Genomic DNA, 21428 nt, shown 5'->3' on the forward strand with positions numbered 1-21428 from the left:
TCATGGAGATGGATCTCGCCCTGATCTGGGCTCTGCTGATCGCCACCGCCGTCCTGCTGTATGTGGTACTCGACGGCTTCGACCTGGGCATCGGTCTGGTCTTCCCCTTCCTCAGCGACGAGGGGGAGCGCGACGTGGCGATGAACACCGTCGCCCCGGTCTGGGACGGCAACGAGACCTGGCTGGTGCTCGGCGGCGGCGGGCTGTTCGCCGTCTTCCCCCTGGCCTATGCGGTGGTGATGCCGGCGGTGTACGCGCCGGTCACCGCCATGCTGCTCGGCCTGGTGTTCCGCGGCGTGGCCTTCGAGTTCCGCTGGAAGACGGTGCGCTGGAAACGGGTGTGGGACTGGTCCTTCACCCTCGGCTCCCTGGTCGCCGCCCTGTCCCAGGGGATCATCCTCGGCGCCCTGGTGCAGGGGATCCATGTGGAGAACCGCGCCTATGCCGGCGGCTGGTGGGACTGGCTGACGCCGTTCAGCCTGCTCTGCGGCGTGGCCGTGGCGATCGGTTACGGGCTGCTGGGCGCGACCTGGCTGGTGATGAAGACCGAGGCGGGGGTGCGCGACCACGGCTACCGGCTCGCCTGGCCTGCGGCCATCGGAACGGTCGCGATGGTCGATGCGGTGAGCCTGTGGACGCCGTTCCTCGACCCGGTCTACATGGAGCGGTGGTTCGCGATGCCCTGGCTGCTCTGGGCCTCGCCGGTGCCGATCCTGACCGGCCTGACGGTTCTGAGCCTGTTCTGGGGTCTGCTGCGCCGGCACGACTACCAGCCCTTCATCTCCGCCCAGATCCTGTTCGTGCTGTGCTTCGTGGGCCTGGGGATCAGCTTCTATCCGAACATCGTGCCGCCCTCGATCTCGATCTGGGACGCCGCCGCCCCGGACGAGAGCCTTGGCTTCCTACTGGTCGGCACCGCTGTCCTGCTGCCCATCATCCTCGGCTACACGATCTACGCCTACAGCGTGTTCCGCGGGAAGGTCCGGGCGGGAGACGGCTACCATTGAGCGGCGGCAAGTACGGTCCGCGCGACGGGAGCAAGCTGCAGCGTCTCGCCTGGTTCGTCGGCCTGTGGCTGGCCGGCGTGGCGGCGGTCGGGGCCGTCGGGCTGATCATCAAGCTGGTGCTGGCCCCGTAGTGCTGAAGCGCCTATACCGGGTGTCGGGATAAATTTGTAAAGACAAATGCCGTGGCGGATACGCCGATCTATCAGCTTGTGAAGGACGCGCTGCGGGCGAAGATCGAGTCCGGGGCGCTGCTGGCCGGCGACATGATCCCCGGCGAGGAGCAGCTCGCCGCCGATTTCAACTGCTCGCGCCTGACCGCCCACCGCGCCCTGCGCGAGCTGGCGGACGAGGGGCTGGTGGTCCGCCGGCGCCGGGCCGGGACCCAGGTCGCTGCCCGCGACAGCGGCGGCGTGCTGATCCGCATTCCCTCGGTGCGCGAGGAGATCGAAGGTCGCGGCTTCGCCTATCGCTACGAGCTGCTGTCCCGCCGCCATGCAGCACCGGGCAGCGAGGCGGCCGAGGCGCTGGGCGCAGCGGCGGGCGAACGGCATCTGAATGTGGTCGGCCGTCACTGGGCCGACGGTCGGGTGTTCCAGCACGACACCCGCTGGATCAATCTGGACCAGGTGCCGGCGGCCTTGGACGTGGATTTCTCAACCGTCAGTGCCAACCACTGGCTGCTTGAGAACGTGCCCTATACCGGCGTTGATCACGAGATCTCCGCCTTGGCCGCCGATGGTCGGGCAGCCGAGGCGCTGGAGGTTCCGACGGGCACGGCGCTGTTGCGGATCGACCGCGTGTCGAAGCTGGGCGAGCGACCGATCACCCACGCCACGATGCTTCATCCGGGGGCGCTGTTCTCGCTGAAATCGGAGCGTCGCTAGGGCGAACGCCAGGTCAGCAGGAGCAGTTCTTGTTCAGGTTGAGGGTCGAGTTGAGCAAACGGATGCCGTCATCGCTGTAGCGGGTGCTGAAGCAGAGCCTTGGGCTGTCCGTCGGGGTGCCCCCGTCGTCCATCTTGTCCAACGTGGAACCGTTGGCGAGGTTGGACATGTTGCCTGCCGACGGGCGCGGAAGACTGATCGGGTAGATGAGGCTGTACCCGCAGCTCTCCCCCTTGCAGGAGTAAACTCGGCTTTCGCCCGGCCGCAGCAGACCCGAAGAGGCAGGCGCGAAGCGAATACTGTCGGAGCCGTTGAAGATATTGACCTTGAGGTCGGCTCGTTCGTTGTTCGAGCAGTACTGGACAACGATGTCCAGGGCCTGGGCGGGTCCGGCCTGAAACAGGCAGATGACGGCGAGAAGGGCAGCGGCAGATTTCAATTCATGTCTCCTTGGCGCCCTCTCCCGGAAGCGCGGTCGGGACGGAAACTAGCTGAATATTTCTGGGGTTACCAATTGCATATCGATTTATTTGTCGTTTTCTCAAAAGGATGACGGGGAGGGGTCGGGTGAAATTCCAACGCCCTCCTAACCTTCCCCGAACACGTTCCGGCGCTGTCCCGGCTAGTCGCCAAGAATCCCGGGCAGCTTGAGCTGGTGCTCCCGCGCGCACTCGACCGCAATCTCGTAGCCCGCATCGGCGTGGCGCATGACGCCGCTGGCCGGATCGTTCCAGAGCACGCGCTCCAGCCGCCGGTCGGCCGCCTCGGTGCCGTCGCAGCAGATCACCATGCCGGCGTGCTGGCTGAAGCCGATCCCGACGCCGCCGCCATGGTGCAGGCTGACCCAGGTCGCTCCCGACGCGGTGTTCAGCAGGGCGTTCAGCAGCGGCCAGTCGGAGACCGCGTCGCTGCCGTCCTTCATCGACTCGGTCTCCCGGTTCGGGCTGGCGACGGAGCCGCTGTCCAGGTGATCGCGGCCGATCACCACCGGTGCCTTCAGCTCGCCGCTGCGCACCATCTCGTTGAAGGCGAGGCCGAGCTTGTGGCGCACGCCCAGCCCGACCCAGCAGATCCGGGCGGGCAGACCCTGAAAGCTGATCCGCTCGCGGGCCATGTCGAGCCACTGGTGCAGGTGCGGATCGTCGGTCAACTCCTTCACCTTGGCGTCGGTCTTGTAGATGTCCTCCGGATCGCCGGACAGGGCGCACCAGCGGAACGGGCCGATGCCGCGGCAGAACAGCGGGCGGATATAGGCCGGCACGAAGCCGGGGAAGGCGAAGGCGTTCTCCAACCCTTCCTCCAGCGCCACCTGGCGGATGTTGTTGCCGTAGTCGAGGGTCGGTACCCCGGCGTTCCAGAAGTCGACCATCGCCGCGACATGCTCCTTCATGGAGGCGCGGGCAGCCTTTTCCACTTCCTTGGGCGCGGTTTCGCGCTTGGAGCGCCACTCGGCGACGGACCATCCTTTGGGCAGGTAGCCGTTGATCGGATCGTGGGCGCTGGTCTGGTCGGTGACGATGTCCGGCTTCACGCCGCGCCGGACCAGTTCCGGAAACACGTCGCCGGCGTTGCCGATCAGGGCGACGGACTTGGCCTCGCCGGCCTTGGTCCAGCGCTCGATCATCGCCAGCGCCTCGTCCAACGAGTGGGTCTTCTCGTCCACGTAGCGGGTGCGCAGCCGGAAATCGGCGCGGGTCTCGTCGCATTCGACCGCCAGACAGCAGGCCCCGGCGAAGACGGCGGCCAGCGGCTGCGCGCCGCCCATGCCGCCGAGCCCGGCGGTCAGGATCCAGCGGCCGGTGAGGTCGCCGCCGTAGTGTTGACGGCCGGCCTCGGCGAAAGTCTCGTAGGTGCCCTGCACGATCCCCTGGGAGCCGATGTAGATCCAGGATCCGGCCGTCATCTGGCCGTACATCATCAGTCCCTTGCGATCGAGATCGTTGAAGTGATCCCAGGTCGCCCAATGGGGCACGATGTTCGAGTTGGCGATCAGCACGCGCGGCGCGTCGGCATGGGTGCGGAAGATCCCGACCGGCTTGCCCGACTGCACCAGCAGGGTCTCGTCCTCTTCCAGGCTCTTCAGGCTGGCGACGATCCGGTCGAAATCCTCCCAGGTGCGCGCCGCCCGGCCGATGCCGCCATAGACCACCAGCTCGTGCGGGTTCTCGGCCACGTCGGGATGCAGGTTGTTCATCAGCATCCGCATCGGCGCCTCGGTCAGCCAGGACTTGGCGGTGATCTCGGTGCCTGTGGCGGGGAAGACGTCGCGGATGTTGTGGCGGGCGTTGGTCATGGCAGCACCTCCGAGGTCGGGTGAGGGCGGGTCAGGTGACGGGAAGGTCGACGGCGTCGGTGAGGACGCCGTCGGCGACCAGGGCGGCGGCGGCGTCAATATCGGGGGCCAGCAGCCGATCCTCGACGATCGCCGGAATCCTGGCGCGGACCCGCCGCATGGTCTCGGCCAGCGCCGGACTGGTGGTCAGCGGCGCGCGGAACTCGATGCCCTGGGCGGCGCACATCAGCTCGACGCCGAGGATGACGTTCAGGTTGGCGTTCATCTTGGCCAGCCGCCGCGCGCCATGGGCGGCCATGCTCACATGGTCCTCCTGATTGGCGGAGGTCGGCGTGGAATCCGTGGTGCACGGATTGGCCATGTGCTTGTTCTCGCTCATCAGCGCCGCGGTCGTGACCTCGGCGATCATCAGCCCCGAATTGAGCCCCGGATCGGGGGTCAGGAAGGGTGGCAGGTCGAAGCTGAGGGTCGGGTCGACCATCAGGGCCACCCGGCGCTGGGCGATGGCGCCGATCTCGGCGACGGCGAGTGCGATCTGGTCGGCGGCGAAGCCCACCGGCTCGGCGTGGAAGTTGCCGCCGGAGACGATCATCCCTTCCTCGACCAGCACCAGCGGGTTGTCGGTGACGGCATTGGCCTCGATCTCCAGGGTGCGCCCGGCGAAGCGCAGCAGGTCGACCGCCGCACCGGTCACCTGGGCCTGGCAGCGGATGCAGTAGGGATCCTGGACTCGGGTGTCGCCCTCGCGGTGGCTCTCCCGGATCTCGCTGCCGGCCATCAGGAAGGCCTGGGCGCGGGCGACGTCGATCTGGCCGCGATGGCCGCGCAGGGTGTGGATCGCGTCGACCAGCGGGGCGGTGGAGCCCATGATCGCGTCCGTCGAGAGCGAGGAAGAGACCACCGCCGCGCGGGCGTTGCGCCAGGCGCGGAACAGGCCGGTGAGGGCGAGGGCCGTGGAGAACTGGGTGCCGTTGATCAGCGCCAGCCCTTCCTTCGGCCCGAGCACGATGGGCGCGAGCCCGGCCCGCTTCATCGCCTCGGCGGCGGGCAGGACCTCGCCGTCGTAGGTGGCAGTGCCTTCGCCGATCATCGCGGCGGCCATATGCGCCAGCGGGGCGAGGTCGCCGGACGCGCCGACGGAGCCCTGGTCGGGCACGACGGGCAGGACGCCGGCGCCGAGCATGTCCTGGATGAGCCGGACGGTGCTCCACGGCACGCCGGACGCACCGCGGCCGAGCGACAGCAACTTCAGCGCCATCATCAGCCGGGTGGTGGCGGGATCGAGCGTGTCGCCGACGCCGCAGCAATGGCTGAGGATCAGGTTGCGCTGCAGGGTGGCGGTGTCGGCCGGCTTGATCTTCACCGTGGCCAGCTTGCCGAAGCCGGTATTGACGCCGTAGACCGCCGCGTCCTCCGATGCCGCCTTGCGGACCAGCGCGGCGGCTGCCTCCACACCGGGGCGGGCGGCGGGGTCGAGGACGATGGGCGCGTCGCTGCGCCAGATCCGCTCCAGCGTATCGAGGGTGGCCTCACCGGGAACCAGCGTGATCGTCATGCCTGCCTCCAGCGCTCACAGGTGCGTCGTGAGGGGAGAATACGGTCGTTCGGCTATTATGTATATACAAATAAGATCCCGATTTCCCCCGTCATCCTTGTAACTTATCGTCTTCCGCTTCTGGTAGAGTTTCGGAAGCGGTGGTGGATGGGACGCCGAGTCGTCCTGGAGCGTGCGAGCCCGAACGTCAGCAAGGTTGCCCATCCACCGTTCATCCCTCGAACCCGAACAGTCGCCGGGGCCGCCATATGGCGAGCCCGTTTAGGCAAGGCAGGGTAGCGATGGACCAGGTGATCGTGGGTATCGACGTCTCCAAGAGCCGTCTGGATGTTCATATCCTGCTCGGCGCGCAAGGGCCGGGCGAATGTGAGGCGGTGCCGCGTGACGGCGCTGGGATTGCAGCGTTGGCCGAGCGTCTTGGAGCGCTGGGAGCAACGCTGGTGGGGGTCGAGGCGACGGGCGGCTTCGAGACGGTGGTGGCGGCGGGTCTGGCCGGGGCGGGCTTGCCGGTCGTCGTGGTCAATCCGCGCCAGATCCGGGCCTTCGCCCAGGCGCTGGGACGTCGGGCGAAGACCGATCCGATCGATGCGGAGATGATCGCCCGGTTCCTGGCGGCGACCCGGCCTGAGCCGCGCGCATTGCCCGATGCGTCCGGCCGCCTGCTGGCCGATCTGGTGGCCCGGCGACGGCAGATCGTGTCGATGATCGCCGCCGAGCGCCAGCGTCAGAGCCGCCTCACGGAACCGCGGGTGCGGCGCTCGATCCTGCGTCTGATCACGGCCCTGGAGAAGGAACTGAACGAGGTCGACCGCGAGATCGACGACCAGGTCCGCGGCTCGCCGGTCTGGCAGGCACAGGAGGATCTGCTGCGCAGCGTGCCCGGCATCGGTCCGGCCACCGCCCGCACCCTGCTCGCCGATCTGCCCGAACTCGGCCGACTGGACCGGCGCCAGATCGCCTCCCTGGCGGGGCTGGCACCGTGGACGCGCCAATCGGGAACTTGGCGCGGCAAAGCCTTCATCGGCGGCGGACGCGCGAGCGTACGCACCGCCCTGTTCGTCGCAGCCATGGTCGGCGCGCGCTACAACCCTACCCTCAAGGCCTTCCACGCCAGACTGATCGCTGCAGGAAAGCCCAAGATGGTCGCCCTCATCGCCGTCGCCAGAAAGCTGCTTACCATCCTCAACGCCATCGTCAGAGATCAAAAGCCATGGCAAGTCGCTTGACCAAGATCACAGTCGCTGACGTGCGTCAGGATGACGGGGGAAGAAGGGGGCGGAGGATTACCCCAGCTTCATGTGATGCCCGCCATCCACGGGCAGGCAGACCCCGTTGATGTATTTCGCCTCGTCGCTGGCGAGGAACAGGGCGGCGTGGGCCACGTCCCAGGCGTCGCCCATCTTGCCCGTCGGCGATTTCGCATCCCGCTCGCGGATCATGGCGTCGATGTCGGCATACTGCCCGGCGATCTGGGTACGGATCAGCGGCGTGTCCATCAGGCCCGGCATGATCACATTCGCGCGGATTCCCTGAGCGGCGTATTGCAGGGCCAGCCCGACCGTGAGCTGGTTCAGCCCGCCCTTGGACGCGTAATAGCTGGCATAGGGATAGCCCACATAGCGGACGCCGGCGATCGAGGAGACGTTGACGATCGCGCCCCGGCCGGCCGCGAGCATATGCGGCAGCACGTGCTTGCAGGCGAGGAACACGCCGGTGAGGTTCACGTCCATCACCCGGTGCCAGTCCTCCTGCGACAATTCCACCGGCCCGCCCATCTTGGCGATGCCCACATTGTTGTGGAGGATGTCGATCCCGCCCCAGCGCTCCATAATCCGGGCGACGACTCCTGCGACCTGATCGGAGACGGTGACGTCGCAGGTCTCGGCCACGGCGTCCCCGCCCTCGTCGCGGATGATGGCGACAGTTTCCTCGGCCGCGTCCCCGTTTACATCGGCGCAGACCACCCTCGCCCCCTCGCGGGCGAACAGGACCGCCGTCGCCTTGCCGTTGCCCCAGCCGGGACCCGAAGATCCGGCCCCCATCACCAGGGCGCGTTTACCTGTCAGCCTACCGGCCATTGCCGTCCTCCCCATGTGCGGTACCGCCGCCTGACTGCGGCTTGTTGGTCCGTTGCATTGCACAAAACTTTGAGCGACCGTCTCTGCGATGACAATCTCCGCTTTGAACCGGCGCTGGCGCCCGCCCGTCCTTCTGGCGATCTGGCTGGCCGCTCTGGTCCTGCTCTGGGTCGATATCGACTGGCTCCATACCGTCGCGGCGAGCAGCCTCGGCGCAGTCGTCGTGCTGTCCCTGCTGGACGCGCGCCGGGAGACGCTTGCCGTGTTCGCGCTGATCGCGAGCCTCGGCGTGCTGCTGATCTGGGCCGGGGCCGATGCGGGCGAGATGCTGCGTGGTCTCGACCGCACGCTGATCTTCGCCGGCATGCTGCCGACGCTGGCGATGACCCGGACCGTGGCCCGCGGCCTGCCGGCGGTCCGCACCGCCCAGCACCGCATCGCCTCGCTGCCGGAGCGGCTGTCGGGGATCGGCCTGCTGTTCGGCGCCCATGCCTTCGGCGCGGTGCTGAACACCGGGTCCTTCGCCTTCATGGCGTCGGTCATTCCCGACGGCGCCGACGAGAAGCAGCGCTGGTTCTCGGCGCTGGCGTCCCTGCGGGGGATGAACACGGTGGCGCTGTACTCGCCATTCCTGGTCGGGTTCGCCGTCGTCTACACCTATGTCCCGGAAGTTCCGGTCTGGCAGGCCTTCCTGCTCGGCGGATCGATGGCGATCTGCGGGCTGGTCATCTCGCTGCTGATCTTCGCCCGGCCGCTGAGCTTCGACGCGGTGCGACAGGGGCTCGCCTGCCTCGCCCCGATCGGGCTGCTGATGGTCGTGGTCGGCGGGCTGGTGATCGCCGGCTCCCAGATCTTCCCGATCACCACCCTGGGGGCGGTCCTGATGGTGATGCCGGTGCTCTGCGCCATCCACCTGATCCAGCAGCCGCACCGCATCTCCGAGGTCTACGAGGATACCAAGGGGGCGATGTCGACCATGGGCGACGATCTGCTGATCGTCTCCACCTCGCTGGTGCTGGGCACGCTGGCGGAGACCGCACCGCCGATCCTCGACGTGGTGGCGCCGTGGATCGGCTCGCACCTGCCGACCTGGGCGGTGTTCTCGGCGGTGGCGGGGTCGATGGTGCTGTTCGCCATCCTGGGCGTGCACCCGATGATCACCGGCACGGTGATGATGGTGGCGGTGACCAGCAGCGACTTGCCGGTGGCTCATCTGCCGTTGATGACGGCGATGCTGTTCGGCTGGGGCATGGGGGCGATGAGCTCGATCAGCTCACTGACCGTGGTGACGGCGGGACGGCTGTTCGGCGTCCGGCCGATCACGCTCGCGCTCGGGCCGAACCTGATCTACGTCGGGGTGTTCTTCGTCTTCACCATGACGGTGTTGACGCTGCTGAATGCGGTGATGACCGGCTAGCGCGTGCGCCGGGTCATGACCAGGAACACCGCCGCCGCGACGCAGAGTAGGGCGGCGTAGTCCACCCATTGCGGCCGCACGCCGAAGATCAGCGCGTTGGCGAAGACTCCGACCACCGGGACCATCAGCGTACCCACCGTCGAGGCCACCACCGGCAGCAGCGACACCACCTTGAAATAGGCCCAGTAGCAGAGGATGCCAGTGATCGTCATGTTGTAGAGCACCGACATGGCCGGCCAGAGCGTGACCTCGCCCATGTTGTCGAGATCCCAGAACACCGCGATCACCAGCACCGGAACCACGCCGATCAGGTGCTGCCAGCCGCAGACCACGGTCACCGGCTGGGTGAAGCCGGCATGCTTCACCACCACCGTGCCGGCCCCCCAGCAGAACGCTGCGACGACGACCAGGATCGGGCCGAGCGGCGGGCCGGCCAGGGACTTGGCGTCGACCGAAAACAGCAGCGCCATGCCGGCGAGCCCGAGCGCCAGACCGCAGATCGCCCGGATGCCGAGCCGGTCCTTCAGGACGAAGGCGCCGACCAGGGTCGCCCAGAGCGGCATGGTATAGGCGAGGATCCCGGCGCGGCCGGCATCCATCAGGTCGATTCCATACAAGACCAGGATGTTCCACAGCGCCATGTTCAGCATCCCCGACAGGAACAGGGGGCGCCATTTGTCGCGCGGGATCTTCAGCGAATGGCCGCCGATCAGGGCCACCGCGAACAGCCCGAAGCCGGACACCACGCTGGCCGACCCGCGGAACACCCAGGGCGGTACCTCGGCCAGCCCCACCTTCATGATCGGCCAGTTGAAGCCCCACAGCACGGCCAGCATGGCCAGCAGCGCCACGGCCAGCGGCGTGGAGGAGCCGGGGGCGGGGGGCTGCGGTGCCGACAGGCTCGGCGGCGCCGGATCGATCGGCGCCTCGTTCGGGGAGGAACTGGACACGGGGATGGTCATCCGGTGAAGTGTATCTAACTCATTGCTAGCTGAATTCGGCCTTGAGTGCGAGCGGGCAGGGTTTCTAGGATGCGCGCACGTATCGACGGGCCACCAGGGGTCATCGATCCAACAGACAACTTGGGTTGCCCCGCCGGGCCGGCCCTTCAAACCAATGTGCAGCGGAGACAGGCGACATGGTGAAGTTCGCAATCGGACAAGGCGTGAAGCGCGTGGAGGACAACCGGCTGCTCAAGGGCACCGGCTTGTATACCGACGACATCCAGGTCGAGGGCGTGCTGTCGTCCTACGTTCTGCGCTCGCCCGTTGCCCATGCGGTGATCAAGTCCATCGATACTTCGGCCGCCAAGGACGCGCCCGGCGTCGTCGCCGTCTATACCGGCGAGGACGTGAAGGCTGACGGCCTGGGCGATCTGCCCTGCGTTCCGCCGGTGACCAACCGCGACGGCACCCCGCGGGCCGACACGCCGCGCCCGATCCTGGCGGTCGGCAAGGTCCGCCATGTGGGCGAGCCGGTGGCCTTCGTCATCGCCGAGACCGCCATCCAGGCCCGCGACGCCGCCGAGCTGATCGAGTTCGACTTCGAGGAGCTGGACGCCACGGTCGACACCGAGGGCGCCACCGCGGACGGCGCGCCGCAGCTCTTCGACCACATCCCGAACAACATCGCCTTCGACTGGGAGAGCGGCGATAAGGCGGCGGTCGATTCCGCCTTCGACAAGGCCCACAAGAACGTTCAGGTGCGGATCGTCAACAACCGCATCGTCGTGAACTCCATGGAGGTCCGGCCGGTCGTCGCCGAGTACGATCCGGAGACCGACCGCTCCACCCTGTGGTCCTCCTCCCAGGGCCCGCACGTCTTCCAGACCTTGCTGGCGGAGAAGGTCCTGAACCTGGATCCGACCAAGCTGCGCTGCCGCACCACCGATGTCGGCGGCGGCTTCGGCATGAAGATCTTCCTGTATCCGGAGCAGGCGCTCTGCACCTGGGCCTCGCGCAAGCTGAAGCGGGCCGTGCGCAACCTGCCGGACCGCTCCGAGGCGTTCATGACCGACGCCCAGGGCCGCGACAACATCTCCTATGCCGAGGCGGCGGTCGATGCCGACGGTGTGATCCAGGCGCTGCGCGTGAAGACCTTCGCGGCGCTGGGCGGCTACCTGCACCACATGGGCGCGTTCATCCCGACTAACGCCGGCACCCACATGCTGTCGGGCGTCTACAAGATCCCGCATGTCTACGTGAACGTGCTGGGCGTGCTGAACAACACGACGCCGACCGACGCCTATCGCGGCGCCGGCCGTCCGGAGGCCGCCTATCTGATCGAGCGCGTGGTCGACGTGGTCGGCCAGGAGATGGGCCTCACCCCCGACGAGGTGCGCCGCCGCAACTTCATTCCGTCCGAGGCGATGCCCTACACCACGCCGCTCGGCAACGTGTATGACAGCGGCGAGTTCCAGACGCTCATGGAAGAGTGCATGGCGAAGTCCGACTGGGCCTCGTTCGAGGAGCGCCGCAAGGAGGCTGCTTCCCGCGGCAAGCTGCGCGGCATCGGCATGGGCTACTACATCGAGAAGTGCGGCGGCGGCAGCCCGGAGACGGCGGACGTCCGCTTCACCGACGAGGGCAAGGTCGAGATCCGCATCGGCACCCAGTCGAACGGCCAGGGCCACGAGACCGCCTATGCCCAGATCCTGTCCGACACGATTGGTGTGGAAGGCGATGCCATCAAGGTCATCCAGGGCGACACCGACACCGTGCCGCCGGGCATGACCGGCGGGTCGCGCTCGGTGCCGGTCGGCGGTGCCGCGGTGCTGCTGGCGGGCCGTCAGATCGTCGAGAAGGGCAAGAAGATCGCCGCCAACGCCATGGAGGCGGCGGCCGCGGACATCGAGTTCTCCGACGGCGTCTTCACCGTGGCCGGCACCGACAAGTCCATGACCATCATGGACGTCGCCAAGGCAGCCAAGGACGCGGCCAACCTCGACGAGGGCATGACCCCCGGCCTGGACGACAGCCACAAGCGCACCCCGGAGGCGGCCACCTATCCGAACGGCTGCCACATCGTCGAGCTTGAGGTCGATCCGGACACAGGCACCGTCGAGATCGAGCGCTATACGATCGTCGACGACTTCGGCGAGACCATCAATCCGCTGATGCTCGCCGGTCAGGTCCATGGCGGCATCGTCCAGGGCGTCGGCCAGGCCCTGACCGAGCACACCGTCTACGAGGAGGGCTCCGGCCAGCTCGTGACCGGCTCGTTCATGGATTACGGCATGCCGCGCGCCGATCTGGTGCCGATGTTCGACTTCAACCTGCACAACGTCCGCTGCACCACCAACCCCCTCGGCATCAAGGGGTCGGGTGAGGCGGGTGCCATCGGCGCCCCGCCGGCGGTGATCAGCGCCCTGGTGGACGCCCTGCACGAGACCACCGGCATCACCCATATCGACATGCCGGCGACGCCGCTGGTGATCTGGAACCTGATCCACTCGGCGAAGCGGAAAGCGGCGTAAGCACTTGCGCACGCTTGACATTGTGGCGGCGGCCTCCCTGTGGGGCCGCCGTCTTGCTTTTGCGGCCGCGGCCCTGTCCGCCGCCGCTTCCGCCCATGCCGACGGCCCGACGCCCCAGTCGCTTCACGCCGCCGGCCTGCTGACCCTGCCGGAGCCCTGCACCGTCTCCCGCCAGGATCTGCTGCAAGGCGCCCCCGACGAGAATGTCTGGGTCTCGCCGCTGGGGGAGGGAACCTGGCTCGCCATCGCGCTGTGCGAGCATCACGCCTACCAGTCGACAGAGGTGGCGCTGCGGATCGAGGAGCGGGACGGGGCGCTGACCTCCACTCTGCTGGCCTTTCCCTCGTGGCGGGAGGGCGAGGAGACGCCCTGGGCCTATATCGCCTACCAGCCCTGGCTCATCGGCGTCGCCGGCGACGTCACCGACGGCCGGATCTCCCTGTTCTACAAGGGCCGGGGCGTCGGCGATTGCGGCGAGCAGGTCACCTACGATCTCACCGGCGCCATGGTGCGGATCGAGGAATACCGCGCGAAATTCGCCTGCGACGGCGAGTGGGTCGAGCCGGCCGCCTGGCCGTTGGTCCCTCAGCAGGTGCTGGACGATTATGCTCCGGCCGTCACCGACGGCAGGGCGGCCGCGCTCCTGAGTGCCGCCATGCTTCGCTGGCCGCGGGTCGACTGGATGGGCCACGCCATCGTCCGGGGCGATCTCGACGCCGACGGGGTGGAAGAGCAGTGGATCGGCGGCTACAGCCGGAACTGGGACACCGAACGGACCAGCTATCACCTGGTGCGGGAGCAGGGCGGTACGCTGCGGTCGTCGGATCTGCCGGTGGCCGACGACAGCCAGGTCGCCCTGTGCCAACCGGCTGCCACGCTGGAATTCGAGGGCACGGCCACCCTGGCGATCGACGACGCGCTCTGCGACCGGCTCCGGGTCGGCTGGGACGCGGCGGCGGACACGATCACGGTGGAGCGGCAGTAACGCGCAGCGGCCGGGACAGGAAAATTCACGTAGACTTTTAGACTGCTTGTATCTTTTTGCCTCCTGGCTTGTGATCCATGCTGGGGCGTTGGCGTGTGATACGCCAAAGGGGGGCAGGGGATGCCGACACCGATCGATGGCTGGTGGCAGGTCGACCACACCAACACGTTGCAGTCACCGGAGCTGCAACGGCTTCTGCAGCTCTGGGAGAGCCGAGGCGGCGCCCTCGGGGTGCCGAAGCGGGACGACTTCTCGGCCGAGGAGCTCATGGGGTTCGGCGGACGCGTGGTGCTGCTCGACGTAGAGCCGGCCCCCTTCCGCCTGCGATTCCGGCTGCTGGGCGTCCACGTGACCGAAGCCGTTGGACGCGATGCGACCGGCCGCTATCTCGACGAGGTCTACGACACGATCTACTGGGCACGCCTGTGTCAGCATTTCCAGCAAGTCGTTGACGGCCGGCGTCCGCTGCGGATGTTCGGTCACATGGCTCACTCGCATAAGCCCTATGTCGCAGCGGAGTCGATCGACATGCCCCTTATCGGAGTGGAGGGCACCGTCGCAATGATCCTCCAGGGCTTCAATTTCGAGATTTGACTGCGGTCAGTGGCTCACCGTCTTGGAGAAGACGTTGACGATGATCACCCCGGCGATGATGAAGCCGAGGCCGAGCAGGGCGGCGAAGTCGAGCGACTGCTTGAACCAGAGCCAGGCTACGAGGCTGATCAGCACGATCCCCAGCCCCGACCAGATCGCGTAGACCACGCCGGTCGGCATCACCTTGAGAGGGAAGGACAGGCAATAGAAGGCGATCGCATAGCCGACCACCGTTATCACGCTCGGGACCAGGCGGGTGAACCCTTCGGACCGGGCTAGCGCCGTCGTCCCGATCACTTCGGCGACGATGGACAACAGCAGCAGCAGGTAGATCTTGATCACGGGACCTCCAGGGAGACGCGCAGCGGCCGGGGCGATGCCCACACCTTGTAGCCAATGGCGGACGGGCAGGCCACCGGGGCGGCTTTCGCGGATTTGCACTCCGCCCCAACTCGATTAGGGTCCAGCTCGACAGTTTCCGAACACCACCGAGCTCAAAGGGGGAAGCGAAATGATCGAACTCTACACCTGGAAGACCTCGAACGGGCGCAAGGCGTCCATCATGCTCGAGGAGATCGGGATGCCGTATAACGTGCATCCGATCCCGATCGGCCAGGACGTCCAGTTCACGCCGGAATACATCGCCGTCAACCCGAACTCGAAGATCCCGGCGATCGTCGATACCGACGGGCCGGACGGCAAGCCGTACACGGTCATCGAGTCCGGGGCGATCCTGATGTATCTGGCGGAGAAGTCGGGCAAGCTGATGCCCCAGGACACCGCCAAGCGGTACGAGGTCATCCAGTGGCTGATGTGGCAGATGGGCGGCGTCGGACCGATCTTCGGCCAGGTGCACCATTTCGAGCGGGCCGCGAAGGTCGACGTGCCCTACGGCAAGGAGCGCTACGGCAAGGAATGCCGCCGGCTCTACGGCGTGCTGAACGCCCGGCTGGAGGGCGTCGATTACGTCGCCAACAACGAGTACTCGATCGCCGATATCGCCCTGCTGCCGTGGATCGCCCGCAACGAGTGGCAGAAAGTCGACCTGTCCGACTATCCGAACGTTAAGCGCTGGTTCGACGCGCTGATGGCGCGCCCTGCGGTGCAGCGCGGCATGGAGATCCCGGCCGACGCGTGAGTCGGAGGTGTCGGGACAAAAGAAAACGGCCGCCCTTTCGGGCGGCCGCCTCTTTTGAGCCGGTCGGTTTTGGTTAGTCGGCGACGATCGTGCCGTCGGCGTTGACCTCGACCTCGATGTAGCGGTCTTCGCTGAACTGCTCACGGGACTCGAGCTCGGCCTTGGTGGCGTTGTTCAGGATCAGGTGGTCGTCGGCGCGGGTGAACTGGCTGGCCGGGATGGCAACCTCACGCTCGCCCAGACCCAGGAAACCGCCGACATCGGTCACGAAGTACAGGACGCCGTCGGTCTTGCCGCGGACGACCTCGTCGATCTCACCAACGGACTCGCCGTTGGCATCACGCACCGCGGTGCCTTCGATCTCGTCGATCTTGCTGCCGGCGAAAAGCTCGCGGATCTTGGTCTCGGTGGCCGTAGCGGCAGTGGTCGCGGCGGTGCCCACGGCAGTGGCGGTGTCCTTGACGACCTCGCCGGCCTTGTTCATGTCCTTCTTGATCTCAGTGCCGGTCTGGCCGTCCGCCTTGATGTGGTCGGTCTTGACGGTACCGTTGGCATTGGTTTCCACAGACGTCGACCCGGCGATCGCCGGGCTGCTGGCGAGCGCCATCAGGGAAGCGCCAGCGATCAGGCTCAGGGTTAGGGCGTTGCGTTTCATAACTTACCTCCAGTTAACCTCTAGCGAGGCGTCGTGTGAGAGTGTCGCGGCCGACCGGTTCGGGGGAACTCGGGGGGCTGGCCGGCCGCTCGTGGGGTAAACGTCACGCCTGGGAAGCGGTTCCGTCCTTCGGCATAAAACCTTTCGATTTTTGTGCCCACATCGCGGATGAAACCTCCGTTATTCGTGTAATTTCAGACCCTTAAAGGCTTTATCGACATCTTTGCGGTCTCCGCGCGTCGCCACCCCGACAAGGGCGAGGCCGTCGGTGGGCAGGTCGGCGACCACGGCCCGGTTGTCGGTATCGTTGCCGGTTTTGAACATCCCTTCCGAATACACGGCGAGGTCCAGACCCCGCTCCAGGCCGCGGCGGTGGGCCTTGGCGAGGGCATCGGCGGCACCGGCCAGGATGAGAACCGGTTGCCCCAGGATCGGCAGGTAGGTCTGGCCGTCGGCGTCCCGATAGGTCTCGCCGATGGCATCCGGGTAGCGGGCGGCGATGGCGCTCGCCAGGAAGGCGACAACGTTCAGTTTCTGCCAGGTGGCCAGGTCCTCGCGGACGGCGATGGAGATCTTGGTGTCGTGCATGGTGCGGCTGCGGCTCCGGTGAATGATTTGCGCAGCTTGCCGAAGCCGGACAGGCGGCGATTGAACGTTTGTGCGCCGCGCCGTCGCCGGGCCGCGACCGTCAGGGCAGGTAGACCGCCTGGAACCGGCCGGGCGTCACCCCGTAGGCGGCCTTGAAGCGGCGCGACAGGTGGCTCTGGTCGGCGAAGCCCACGGCGACCGCCACCTCGGCCGGGCTTTCCCCCGCTGCCAGCAGGGAACGGGCCTGCTCCAGGCGGATGTTGGTGAGGTAGCGGTGCGGCGGCATGCCGGTCGCCGCCTGGAACACCCGATTGACCTGGAAGCGGCTGCGTCCGGTCTCGCGGGCGAGGTCGTCCAGGCGGATGTCGCGGTCGAATTCGGCGTGCAGGATCTCCCGGATGCGCGCGACCGTCGTGCCGTCCCCGTCGCGATGGGCGTGCTGCGGCAGCCGGGCCCGTCCATGGCGGACCGCCAGGGCCAGCAGCAGCATCTCCAGCCGGCTCTGCGCCGACAGGCTGTCCCGCAGCCCCGCGCCGCCGCCGGTGGCCCGTGCCTGCAATGCCGGCATGGTGGCGGCGAAGATCCGGGCGATGGTGGGGTCGTTCAGCAGCGTATCGGTGAAGAACGGCGCGTCGGCCCGGCCGGTGGCGTCTTCCAGAACGCGTTCCCAGACCCCGGCGTCGGGGTACAGCATCCAGTAGGCGAAGCCGCTCTCGTCGGCCGCCTCGCCGTCATGGGGGTCGCCCGGGTTGAAGGCGATGATCCGCCCCGGCGTGCTGGTATGGCGGCGGCCGCGGTGATTGAACCGCTGCAGCCCGCGCATGGTCAGGCCGATGGCGTAGGTCCCATGGGCGTGGCGCTCGAAGGCGGGACCGGAGAACGCGGCCTGCAACACGTCGACGCCGAGGACGTCGTCGCGGTCATAGGCCAGGAAGTCCGGCGCCTTTGTGAGGGTCATGACGCCAGTGTCACTCCCGCCGCAGGATCCTGTCGACCAGGATCTTCGCCGCCCAGTTCTCCTTGAACGCGGCGTTCAGGACATCGCGGTCGTAGACCGTCTCCACCCACGTGCGGAAACCGATGCCGGTCTCCGCTTCCGCCTTCAGGTACTGCTCGTAGAAGAAGTCGATGACCCCGGTCTTCGCCTGGCGGATATGGCCGTAGCGCAGGGACAGGTGATTCATCGCCTGACGCAGCGGCACGCCCTTGTGCTGCCAGAGATACAGGGTCGCCATGAAGCCGGTGCGGTCGGCGCCGGACTTGCAGTGCATCAGCACCGGATATTCGAGCGTCTTCCAGATGTCGATGGCGGCGAGCAGGGTGGGCTTGTCGAGGGCGGAGCGCGAGCGGATCGGGAAGTCGACCAGGGTGAGGCCGAGCTCGGCGCAGGCCTCGCGCTCCAGGGTATAGGGGCCGTCGTTGCGCGGGCCCCGCAGGTTCAGGATGGTTTTGAACCCGTCCGCCTTCGCCTTGCGCAGATGCACCGGGCTCGGCTGGGCGGCGCGCCAGAGATCGTCGTCCACCTTGCGCTTGTTCAGAAAGACGGCGCGCAGGAAGCCGTGATCGACCAGCATGAGGTTCCACCACGCCGCACGACGGGCAGCGGCGTCGAGGGCATCCGGCATGTCGGCAATCTTCGGCAGGTCGACCATGGCCGCTGGCTAGCACAGGCACGCCGAAGCGGGAAGCGTCCGCTGTCGCGGTTAAGGGCCGGACGATGAGGCTCCGGTGGCCCTGCTGCAAATCAGCGATGACGGGTTGACGCTCTGCGCTCGGATGGAAAGGATCCCCCAAGTCCTTAATCCACATACAACGTCCGGAAAATGACCGCCAAGGTGCCTTCGCTCCAACTGCGGGCCGGCTCGCTCCCCAACGAGGAGCTGTTTCAGTATTGGCGTCGGGGAATCGAGGGGTATTTCGACACGATTCCCCTGGTTGACCCGCGCTCTCCTCCGGTGCTTCCGGAAGTGATCCAACACCATGTCGGCAGTTTTCTGCTCCTGAGCACGAAGGCGTCCCAGCAGCGATATCTGCGCGACGCGGACTGGGCGCGCCGGCATGACGATGCTGACCATGTGGTGCTGCAGACCTATCTGAGCGGCCGCAATCACGTCACCAATGGCGGCCGCCAGTTCGAGCAGCGGCCGGGAACGATCACGGCGGTCAATCTGGGGTACCAGGTGGACGCGGTATCCGGTGCGGCCGAGGTTGTTTCCCTGGTCCTGCCGCGGGAGGTGCTGACAGACCGGCTTCCCGCCCTGCTGTCGGCTGTGGGGCCGATCTTCGCGCCGGCGAGCGCGGCGCACCGGATCGTCGGCGATTTCCTGGCGTCGCTACACAAAGCGCTGCCCCACGCCACCATGAAGGATGCGCCGTTACTGACAGACGCCATGTTCGGCCTGCTGGAGAGCCTGTTGAGCAGCGACGATATGGGCTCGTCGGTGGCGCGCGAGGGGACGCGGGCGGTGCTGCGACGATACATCGACGCGCATCTCGGCGACCCCACACTTGGCACGCCGAAGCTCTGCCAGGCGTTTAAGATTTCCCGGCCGACCCTCTACCGGCTGTTCCAGGGCGAGGGCGGCGTGGTCGCCTATATCCAGCGCCGCCGGCTGATGGCCTGTTTCCGCGCGCTGAGTTTGCCGCATCAGATGCACCGTCGGATCTACGAGGTCGCCCTGGACTTCGCGCTCGAAAACCCAAGTCATCTGACGGCGTTGTTCCGCCAGTATTTCGGCATGTCACCCAGCGAAGTCCGCGAGGCCGCCCGAAGCCGTCTGGCCGATGGCGGGTCGACGAGACCGTCGGTCGGATCGCCCGGATCTTCCGATGCCGATCTGATGCACCAATGGGCGCGCGAGCTCGGAACGTCCCGCGTGGCGTCCGCTTGATCCGAAAGCCGTCCCCCTGGGTGGATGCACGCCGTCGCCGGATCGTGTATCAGGAGGCCGATGGCAGAGCCGAAACCCGAGAAGACCCGAATTCCGCTCAACGATGCCCGTACCCGACCGTTGTTGCGCCGGCTGTGGGATGCGTTCGTGCGACCTCATGCCGGCTGGCTTGCCGTGGCCTCCATTGCCATGGCCATCGTCGCCGCCACCACGGCGGCGACCGCCTGGCTGATGGATCCGGTGGTAAACAAGGTCTTCGTGGAACAGGACCGCTCCACCCTGTGGCTGGTCGGCGGTGCGGTGATCGTCACCTTCGTCCTGAAATCGGCAGCGGCGTATTTCCAGGACTCCCTCCTGGCCCGGGTCGGCCAGCGGATCGTCGCCGACGTCCAGCTTCGCCTGTTCGGCCATCTGCTCGACCAGGACGTGGCCCTGTTCCAGAGCCGGGCGACGGGCGGGCTGATTTCCCATTTCACCTATGACGTCCAGGCGCTGCGCCAGGCGGTTTCCAACGCCATCGTCGGCCTGGTGCGCGACGGATTGTCGGTGATCTTCCTGGTCGGCGTGATGGTCTATCAGGACTGGCTGCTGTCGCTGATCGCGCTGCTGGTGGCGCCGCTGACCGTGGTGCCGATCCAGAAGTTGGGCAAGCGCATGCGCCGGGTTTCCGGCGACGCCCAGGCGCGGATGGGCGAGCTGACCACCCTGCTCGGGCAGGCGTTCCAGGGCATCCGGGTCATCAAGGCCTATGCCATGGAGCGGGCGGAGACGAAGCGCATCGGCGCGATCGTCGAGGAGATCTACGCGCTCACCTATCGCCAGGGACGGGTCCGCGCGGCGGTGCAGCCCATCGTCGACGTGTTCGGCGGGATCGCCGTGGCGGCGGTCATCGTCTATGGCGGTTATCGGGTGATCGAGGGGGCGACGACGCCCGGCGCCTTCTTCTCCTTCATCGCCGCCGTGCTGATGGCCTACCAGCCGCTGCGCGGCCTGGGGAAGGTGAGCACCACGCTGCAGGAAGGGCTGGCGGCGGCCGAACGGCTGTTCGTGCTGCTCGACCGCAAGTCCGAGATCGCCGAGGCGCCGGACGCCAAAGCCCTGCCGCGGGAGCCGGCGGAAGTGGCGCTGCACGACGTGCGGTTCCGTTATGCCGACGGCACCGAGGCGCTGGCCGGGATCGATCTGGTGGCGCCCGCCGGCAAGGTCACGGCCCTGGTCGGTCCCAGCGGGGCGGGCAAGAGCACGGTGCTCAACCTCATTCCCCGGTTCTTCGACGTGGAGAGCGGGTCGGTGACCATCGCCGGCACCGACGTGCGCGGGCTCACCCTGGCGAGCCTGCGCGATGCCGTGGCGCTGGTCAGCCAGGAGATCGTGCTGTTCGACGACACGGTGGCGGAGAACATCCGCTTCGGCCGGCCGGACGCCAACGACGAGGAGCTTCGCGCGGCGGCCGAGGCGGCGGCGGCCCATGACTTCATCTCCGCCTTGCCGGACGGCTACGCGACCCGGGTCGGCGAGCACGGCACCAAGCTGTCCGGCGGCCAGCGCCAGCGCATCGCCATCGCTCGGGCGATCCTGAAGGACGCGCCGATCCTGCTGCTGGACGAGGCGACCAGCGCTTTGGACACCGAGTCCGAACGGCAGATCCAGGCGGCGCTCGCCCGGCTGATGAAGGGACGCACGACCCTGGTCATCGCCCACCGCCTGTCGACGGTGCAGGGCGCCGACCTGATCCATGCCTTCGAGGCCGGGCGGGTGGTGGAAAGCGGTGACCACCACGCGCTGGTCGAGCGCGGCGGGACCTACGCCCGCCTGCACGCCCTGCAGTTCCGGGAGCCCCAGAGCGCGGCGTGAGGGCAGGCCGGGGC

At 67.3% G+C, this 21428-nt stretch carries 21 protein-coding genes; 11 read left to right on the forward strand and 10 right to left on the reverse strand.

Annotation, left to right across the window (positions count from 1 at the left end; genetic code table 11):
* Nucleotides 1–2: 2 nt before the first annotated feature.
* Genes cydB through T8K17_RS14715 form a run of 3 tightly spaced genes read left to right on the forward strand, consistent with a single transcriptional unit; the run spans nt 3 to nt 1891 of the window.
* On the forward strand, nt 3–1007 hold the full coding sequence (gene cydB / locus T8K17_RS14705; protein ID WP_322330487.1) for a cytochrome d ubiquinol oxidase subunit II: 1005 nt from the start codon (nt 3–5) through the stop codon (nt 1005–1007).
* The gene (locus T8K17_RS14710; protein WP_322330488.1) at nt 1004–1138 is read left to right on the forward strand and encodes a DUF2474 family protein; all 135 of its coding nucleotides are present in this window, start codon (nt 1004–1006) and stop codon (nt 1136–1138) included. The genes cydB and T8K17_RS14710 overlap by 4 nt, the downstream gene beginning before the upstream one ends.
* 51 nt (nt 1139–1189) lie before the next feature.
* A complete protein-coding gene (locus tag T8K17_RS14715; protein ID WP_322330489.1) occupies nt 1190–1891 on the forward strand; it encodes a GntR family transcriptional regulator in 702 nt (233 codons plus the stop codon).
* Between the two features lie 13 nt (nt 1892–1904).
* On the opposite strand, the gene T8K17_RS14720 is transcribed toward T8K17_RS14715, so the two are convergent.
* The 3 genes from T8K17_RS14720 to hutH form a co-directional block, all read right to left on the reverse strand.
* Nucleotides 1905–2330: a hypothetical protein gene (locus T8K17_RS14720; RefSeq protein ID WP_322330490.1), complete on the reverse strand. Its 426-nt coding sequence runs from the start codon at nt 2328–2330 to the stop codon at nt 1905–1907.
* 183 nt (nt 2331–2513) lie between these two features.
* On the reverse strand, nt 2514–4184 hold the full coding sequence (gene hutU, locus T8K17_RS14725) for a urocanate hydratase (RefSeq protein ID WP_322330491.1): 1671 nt from the start codon (nt 4182–4184) through the stop codon (nt 2514–2516).
* Nucleotides 4185–4215: 31 nt separating this feature from the next.
* Nucleotides 4216–5739, reverse strand: a complete 1524-nt coding sequence (hutH, locus tag T8K17_RS14730) for a histidine ammonia-lyase (RefSeq protein WP_322330492.1) — start codon at nt 5737–5739, stop codon at nt 4216–4218.
* Nucleotides 5740–6020: 281 nt separating this feature from the next.
* Between hutH and T8K17_RS14735 the strand changes: the two genes are divergently transcribed.
* Nucleotides 6021–6965: an IS110 family transposase gene (locus T8K17_RS14735; protein ID WP_322330493.1), complete on the forward strand. Its 945-nt coding sequence runs from the start codon at nt 6021–6023 to the stop codon at nt 6963–6965.
* Nucleotides 6966–7022: 57 nt separating this feature from the next.
* Here T8K17_RS14735 and T8K17_RS14740 read toward each other — a convergent pair whose 3' ends face one another.
* Nucleotides 7023–7817, reverse strand: a complete 795-nt coding sequence (locus tag T8K17_RS14740; RefSeq protein WP_322330494.1) for an SDR family NAD(P)-dependent oxidoreductase — start codon at nt 7815–7817, stop codon at nt 7023–7025.
* Nucleotides 7818–7905: 88 nt separating this feature from the next.
* Between T8K17_RS14740 and T8K17_RS14745 the strand changes: the two genes are divergently transcribed.
* Entirely contained in the window at nt 7906–9234 is a 1329-nt protein-coding gene (locus T8K17_RS14745; RefSeq protein ID WP_322330495.1) for a hypothetical protein, read from the forward strand.
* Here T8K17_RS14745 and T8K17_RS14750 read toward each other — a convergent pair.
* Nucleotides 9231–10184, reverse strand: a complete 954-nt coding sequence (locus T8K17_RS14750) for a DMT family transporter (RefSeq protein WP_322330496.1) — start codon at nt 10182–10184, stop codon at nt 9231–9233. The genes T8K17_RS14745 and T8K17_RS14750 overlap by 4 nt on opposite strands.
* Before the next feature lie 188 nt (nt 10185–10372).
* On the opposite strand from T8K17_RS14750, the gene T8K17_RS14755 reads away from it, so the two are divergent.
* The 3 genes from T8K17_RS14755 (at nt 10373) to T8K17_RS14765 (ending at nt 14288) form a co-directional block, all read left to right on the forward strand.
* Nucleotides 10373–12709, forward strand: a complete 2337-nt coding sequence (locus T8K17_RS14755) for a xanthine dehydrogenase family protein molybdopterin-binding subunit (RefSeq protein ID WP_322330497.1) — start codon at nt 10373–10375, stop codon at nt 12707–12709.
* Nucleotides 12710–12713: 4 nt separating this feature from the next.
* The gene (locus tag T8K17_RS14760) at nt 12714–13694 is read left to right on the forward strand and encodes a DUF1176 domain-containing protein (protein ID WP_322330498.1); all 981 of its coding nucleotides are present in this window, start codon (nt 12714–12716) and stop codon (nt 13692–13694) included.
* A gap of 120 nt (nt 13695–13814) precedes the next feature.
* Nucleotides 13815–14288 (forward strand): PAS domain-containing protein, encoded by a 474-nt coding sequence (locus T8K17_RS14765; RefSeq protein WP_322330499.1) that lies wholly within the window; start codon nt 13815–13817, stop codon nt 14286–14288.
* Between the two features lie 6 nt (nt 14289–14294).
* Here the strand turns inward: T8K17_RS14765 and T8K17_RS14770 are convergent, their stop codons facing one another.
* Nucleotides 14295–14627: a DMT family transporter gene (locus T8K17_RS14770; RefSeq protein WP_322334965.1), complete on the reverse strand. Its 333-nt coding sequence runs from the start codon at nt 14625–14627 to the stop codon at nt 14295–14297.
* A gap of 172 nt (nt 14628–14799) precedes the next feature.
* Between T8K17_RS14770 and T8K17_RS14775 the strand changes: the two genes are divergently transcribed.
* On the forward strand, nt 14800–15426 hold the full coding sequence (locus tag T8K17_RS14775) for a glutathione S-transferase family protein (protein WP_322330500.1): 627 nt from the start codon (nt 14800–14802) through the stop codon (nt 15424–15426).
* A gap of 73 nt (nt 15427–15499) precedes the next feature.
* Here T8K17_RS14775 and T8K17_RS14780 read toward each other — a convergent pair whose 3' ends face one another.
* From T8K17_RS14780 to T8K17_RS14795, 4 genes are all read right to left on the reverse strand, one after another.
* Entirely contained in the window at nt 15500–16081 is a 582-nt protein-coding gene (locus T8K17_RS14780) for a PRC-barrel domain-containing protein (protein ID WP_322330501.1), read from the reverse strand.
* A gap of 180 nt (nt 16082–16261) precedes the next feature.
* Complete coding sequence (locus T8K17_RS14785; RefSeq protein ID WP_322330502.1) at nt 16262–16669, reverse strand: DUF2000 family protein; 408 nt, start codon at nt 16667–16669, stop codon at nt 16262–16264.
* A gap of 100 nt (nt 16670–16769) precedes the next feature.
* On the reverse strand, nt 16770–17627 hold the full coding sequence (locus tag T8K17_RS14790) for an AraC family transcriptional regulator (protein WP_322330503.1): 858 nt from the start codon (nt 17625–17627) through the stop codon (nt 16770–16772).
* A 10-nt stretch (nt 17628–17637) separates the two neighbouring features.
* Nucleotides 17638–18321 (reverse strand): fused DSP-PTPase phosphatase/NAD kinase-like protein, encoded by a 684-nt coding sequence (locus T8K17_RS14795; RefSeq protein WP_322330504.1) that lies wholly within the window; start codon nt 18319–18321, stop codon nt 17638–17640.
* Between the two features lie 171 nt (nt 18322–18492).
* On the opposite strand from T8K17_RS14795, the gene T8K17_RS14800 reads away from it, so the two are divergent.
* Nucleotides 18493–19560 (forward strand): helix-turn-helix domain-containing protein, encoded by a 1068-nt coding sequence (locus T8K17_RS14800; protein ID WP_322330505.1) that lies wholly within the window; start codon nt 18493–18495, stop codon nt 19558–19560.
* Between the two features lie 147 nt (nt 19561–19707).
* The gene (locus T8K17_RS14805; protein WP_322330506.1) at nt 19708–21414 is read left to right on the forward strand and encodes an ABC transporter ATP-binding protein; all 1707 of its coding nucleotides are present in this window, start codon (nt 19708–19710) and stop codon (nt 21412–21414) included.
* Nucleotides 21415–21428 lie beyond the last annotated feature (14 nt).

The organism is Thalassobaculum sp. OXR-137 (assembly GCF_034377285.1).
Lineage (GTDB): Bacteria > Pseudomonadota > Alphaproteobacteria > Thalassobaculales > Thalassobaculaceae > Thalassobaculum.

Coding starts and splice junctions, on each gene's coding strand:
- cydB (WP_322330487.1), top strand. CDS start 3: ATGGAGATGGATCTCGCCCTGATCTGGGCTCTGCTGATCGCCACCGCC.
- T8K17_RS14745 (WP_322330495.1), top strand. CDS start 7,906: ATGACAATCTCCGCTTTGAACCGGCGCTGGCGCCCGCCCGTCCTTCTG.
- T8K17_RS14780 (WP_322330501.1), bottom strand. CDS start 16,081: ATGAAACGCAACGCCCTAACCCTGAGCCTGATCGCTGGCGCTTCCCTG.
- T8K17_RS14765 (WP_322330499.1), top strand. CDS start 13,815: ATGCCGACACCGATCGATGGCTGGTGGCAGGTCGACCACACCAACACG.
- T8K17_RS14755 (WP_322330497.1), top strand. CDS start 10,373: ATGGTGAAGTTCGCAATCGGACAAGGCGTGAAGCGCGTGGAGGACAAC.
- hutH (WP_322330492.1), bottom strand. CDS start 5,739: ATGACGATCACGCTGGTTCCCGGTGAGGCCACCCTCGATACGCTGGAG.
- T8K17_RS14800 (WP_322330505.1), top strand. CDS start 18,493: ATGACCGCCAAGGTGCCTTCGCTCCAACTGCGGGCCGGCTCGCTCCCC.
- T8K17_RS14740 (WP_322330494.1), bottom strand. CDS start 7,817: ATGGCCGGTAGGCTGACAGGTAAACGCGCCCTGGTGATGGGGGCCGGA.
- T8K17_RS14735 (WP_322330493.1), top strand. CDS start 6,021: ATGGACCAGGTGATCGTGGGTATCGACGTCTCCAAGAGCCGTCTGGAT.
- T8K17_RS14775 (WP_322330500.1), top strand. CDS start 14,800: ATGATCGAACTCTACACCTGGAAGACCTCGAACGGGCGCAAGGCGTCC.
- T8K17_RS14795 (WP_322330504.1), bottom strand. CDS start 18,321: ATGGTCGACCTGCCGAAGATTGCCGACATGCCGGATGCCCTCGACGCC.
- hutU (WP_322330491.1), bottom strand. CDS start 4,184: ATGACCAACGCCCGCCACAACATCCGCGACGTCTTCCCCGCCACAGGC.
- T8K17_RS14785 (WP_322330502.1), bottom strand. CDS start 16,669: ATGCACGACACCAAGATCTCCATCGCCGTCCGCGAGGACCTGGCCACC.
- T8K17_RS14790 (WP_322330503.1), bottom strand. CDS start 17,627: ATGACCCTCACAAAGGCGCCGGACTTCCTGGCCTATGACCGCGACGAC.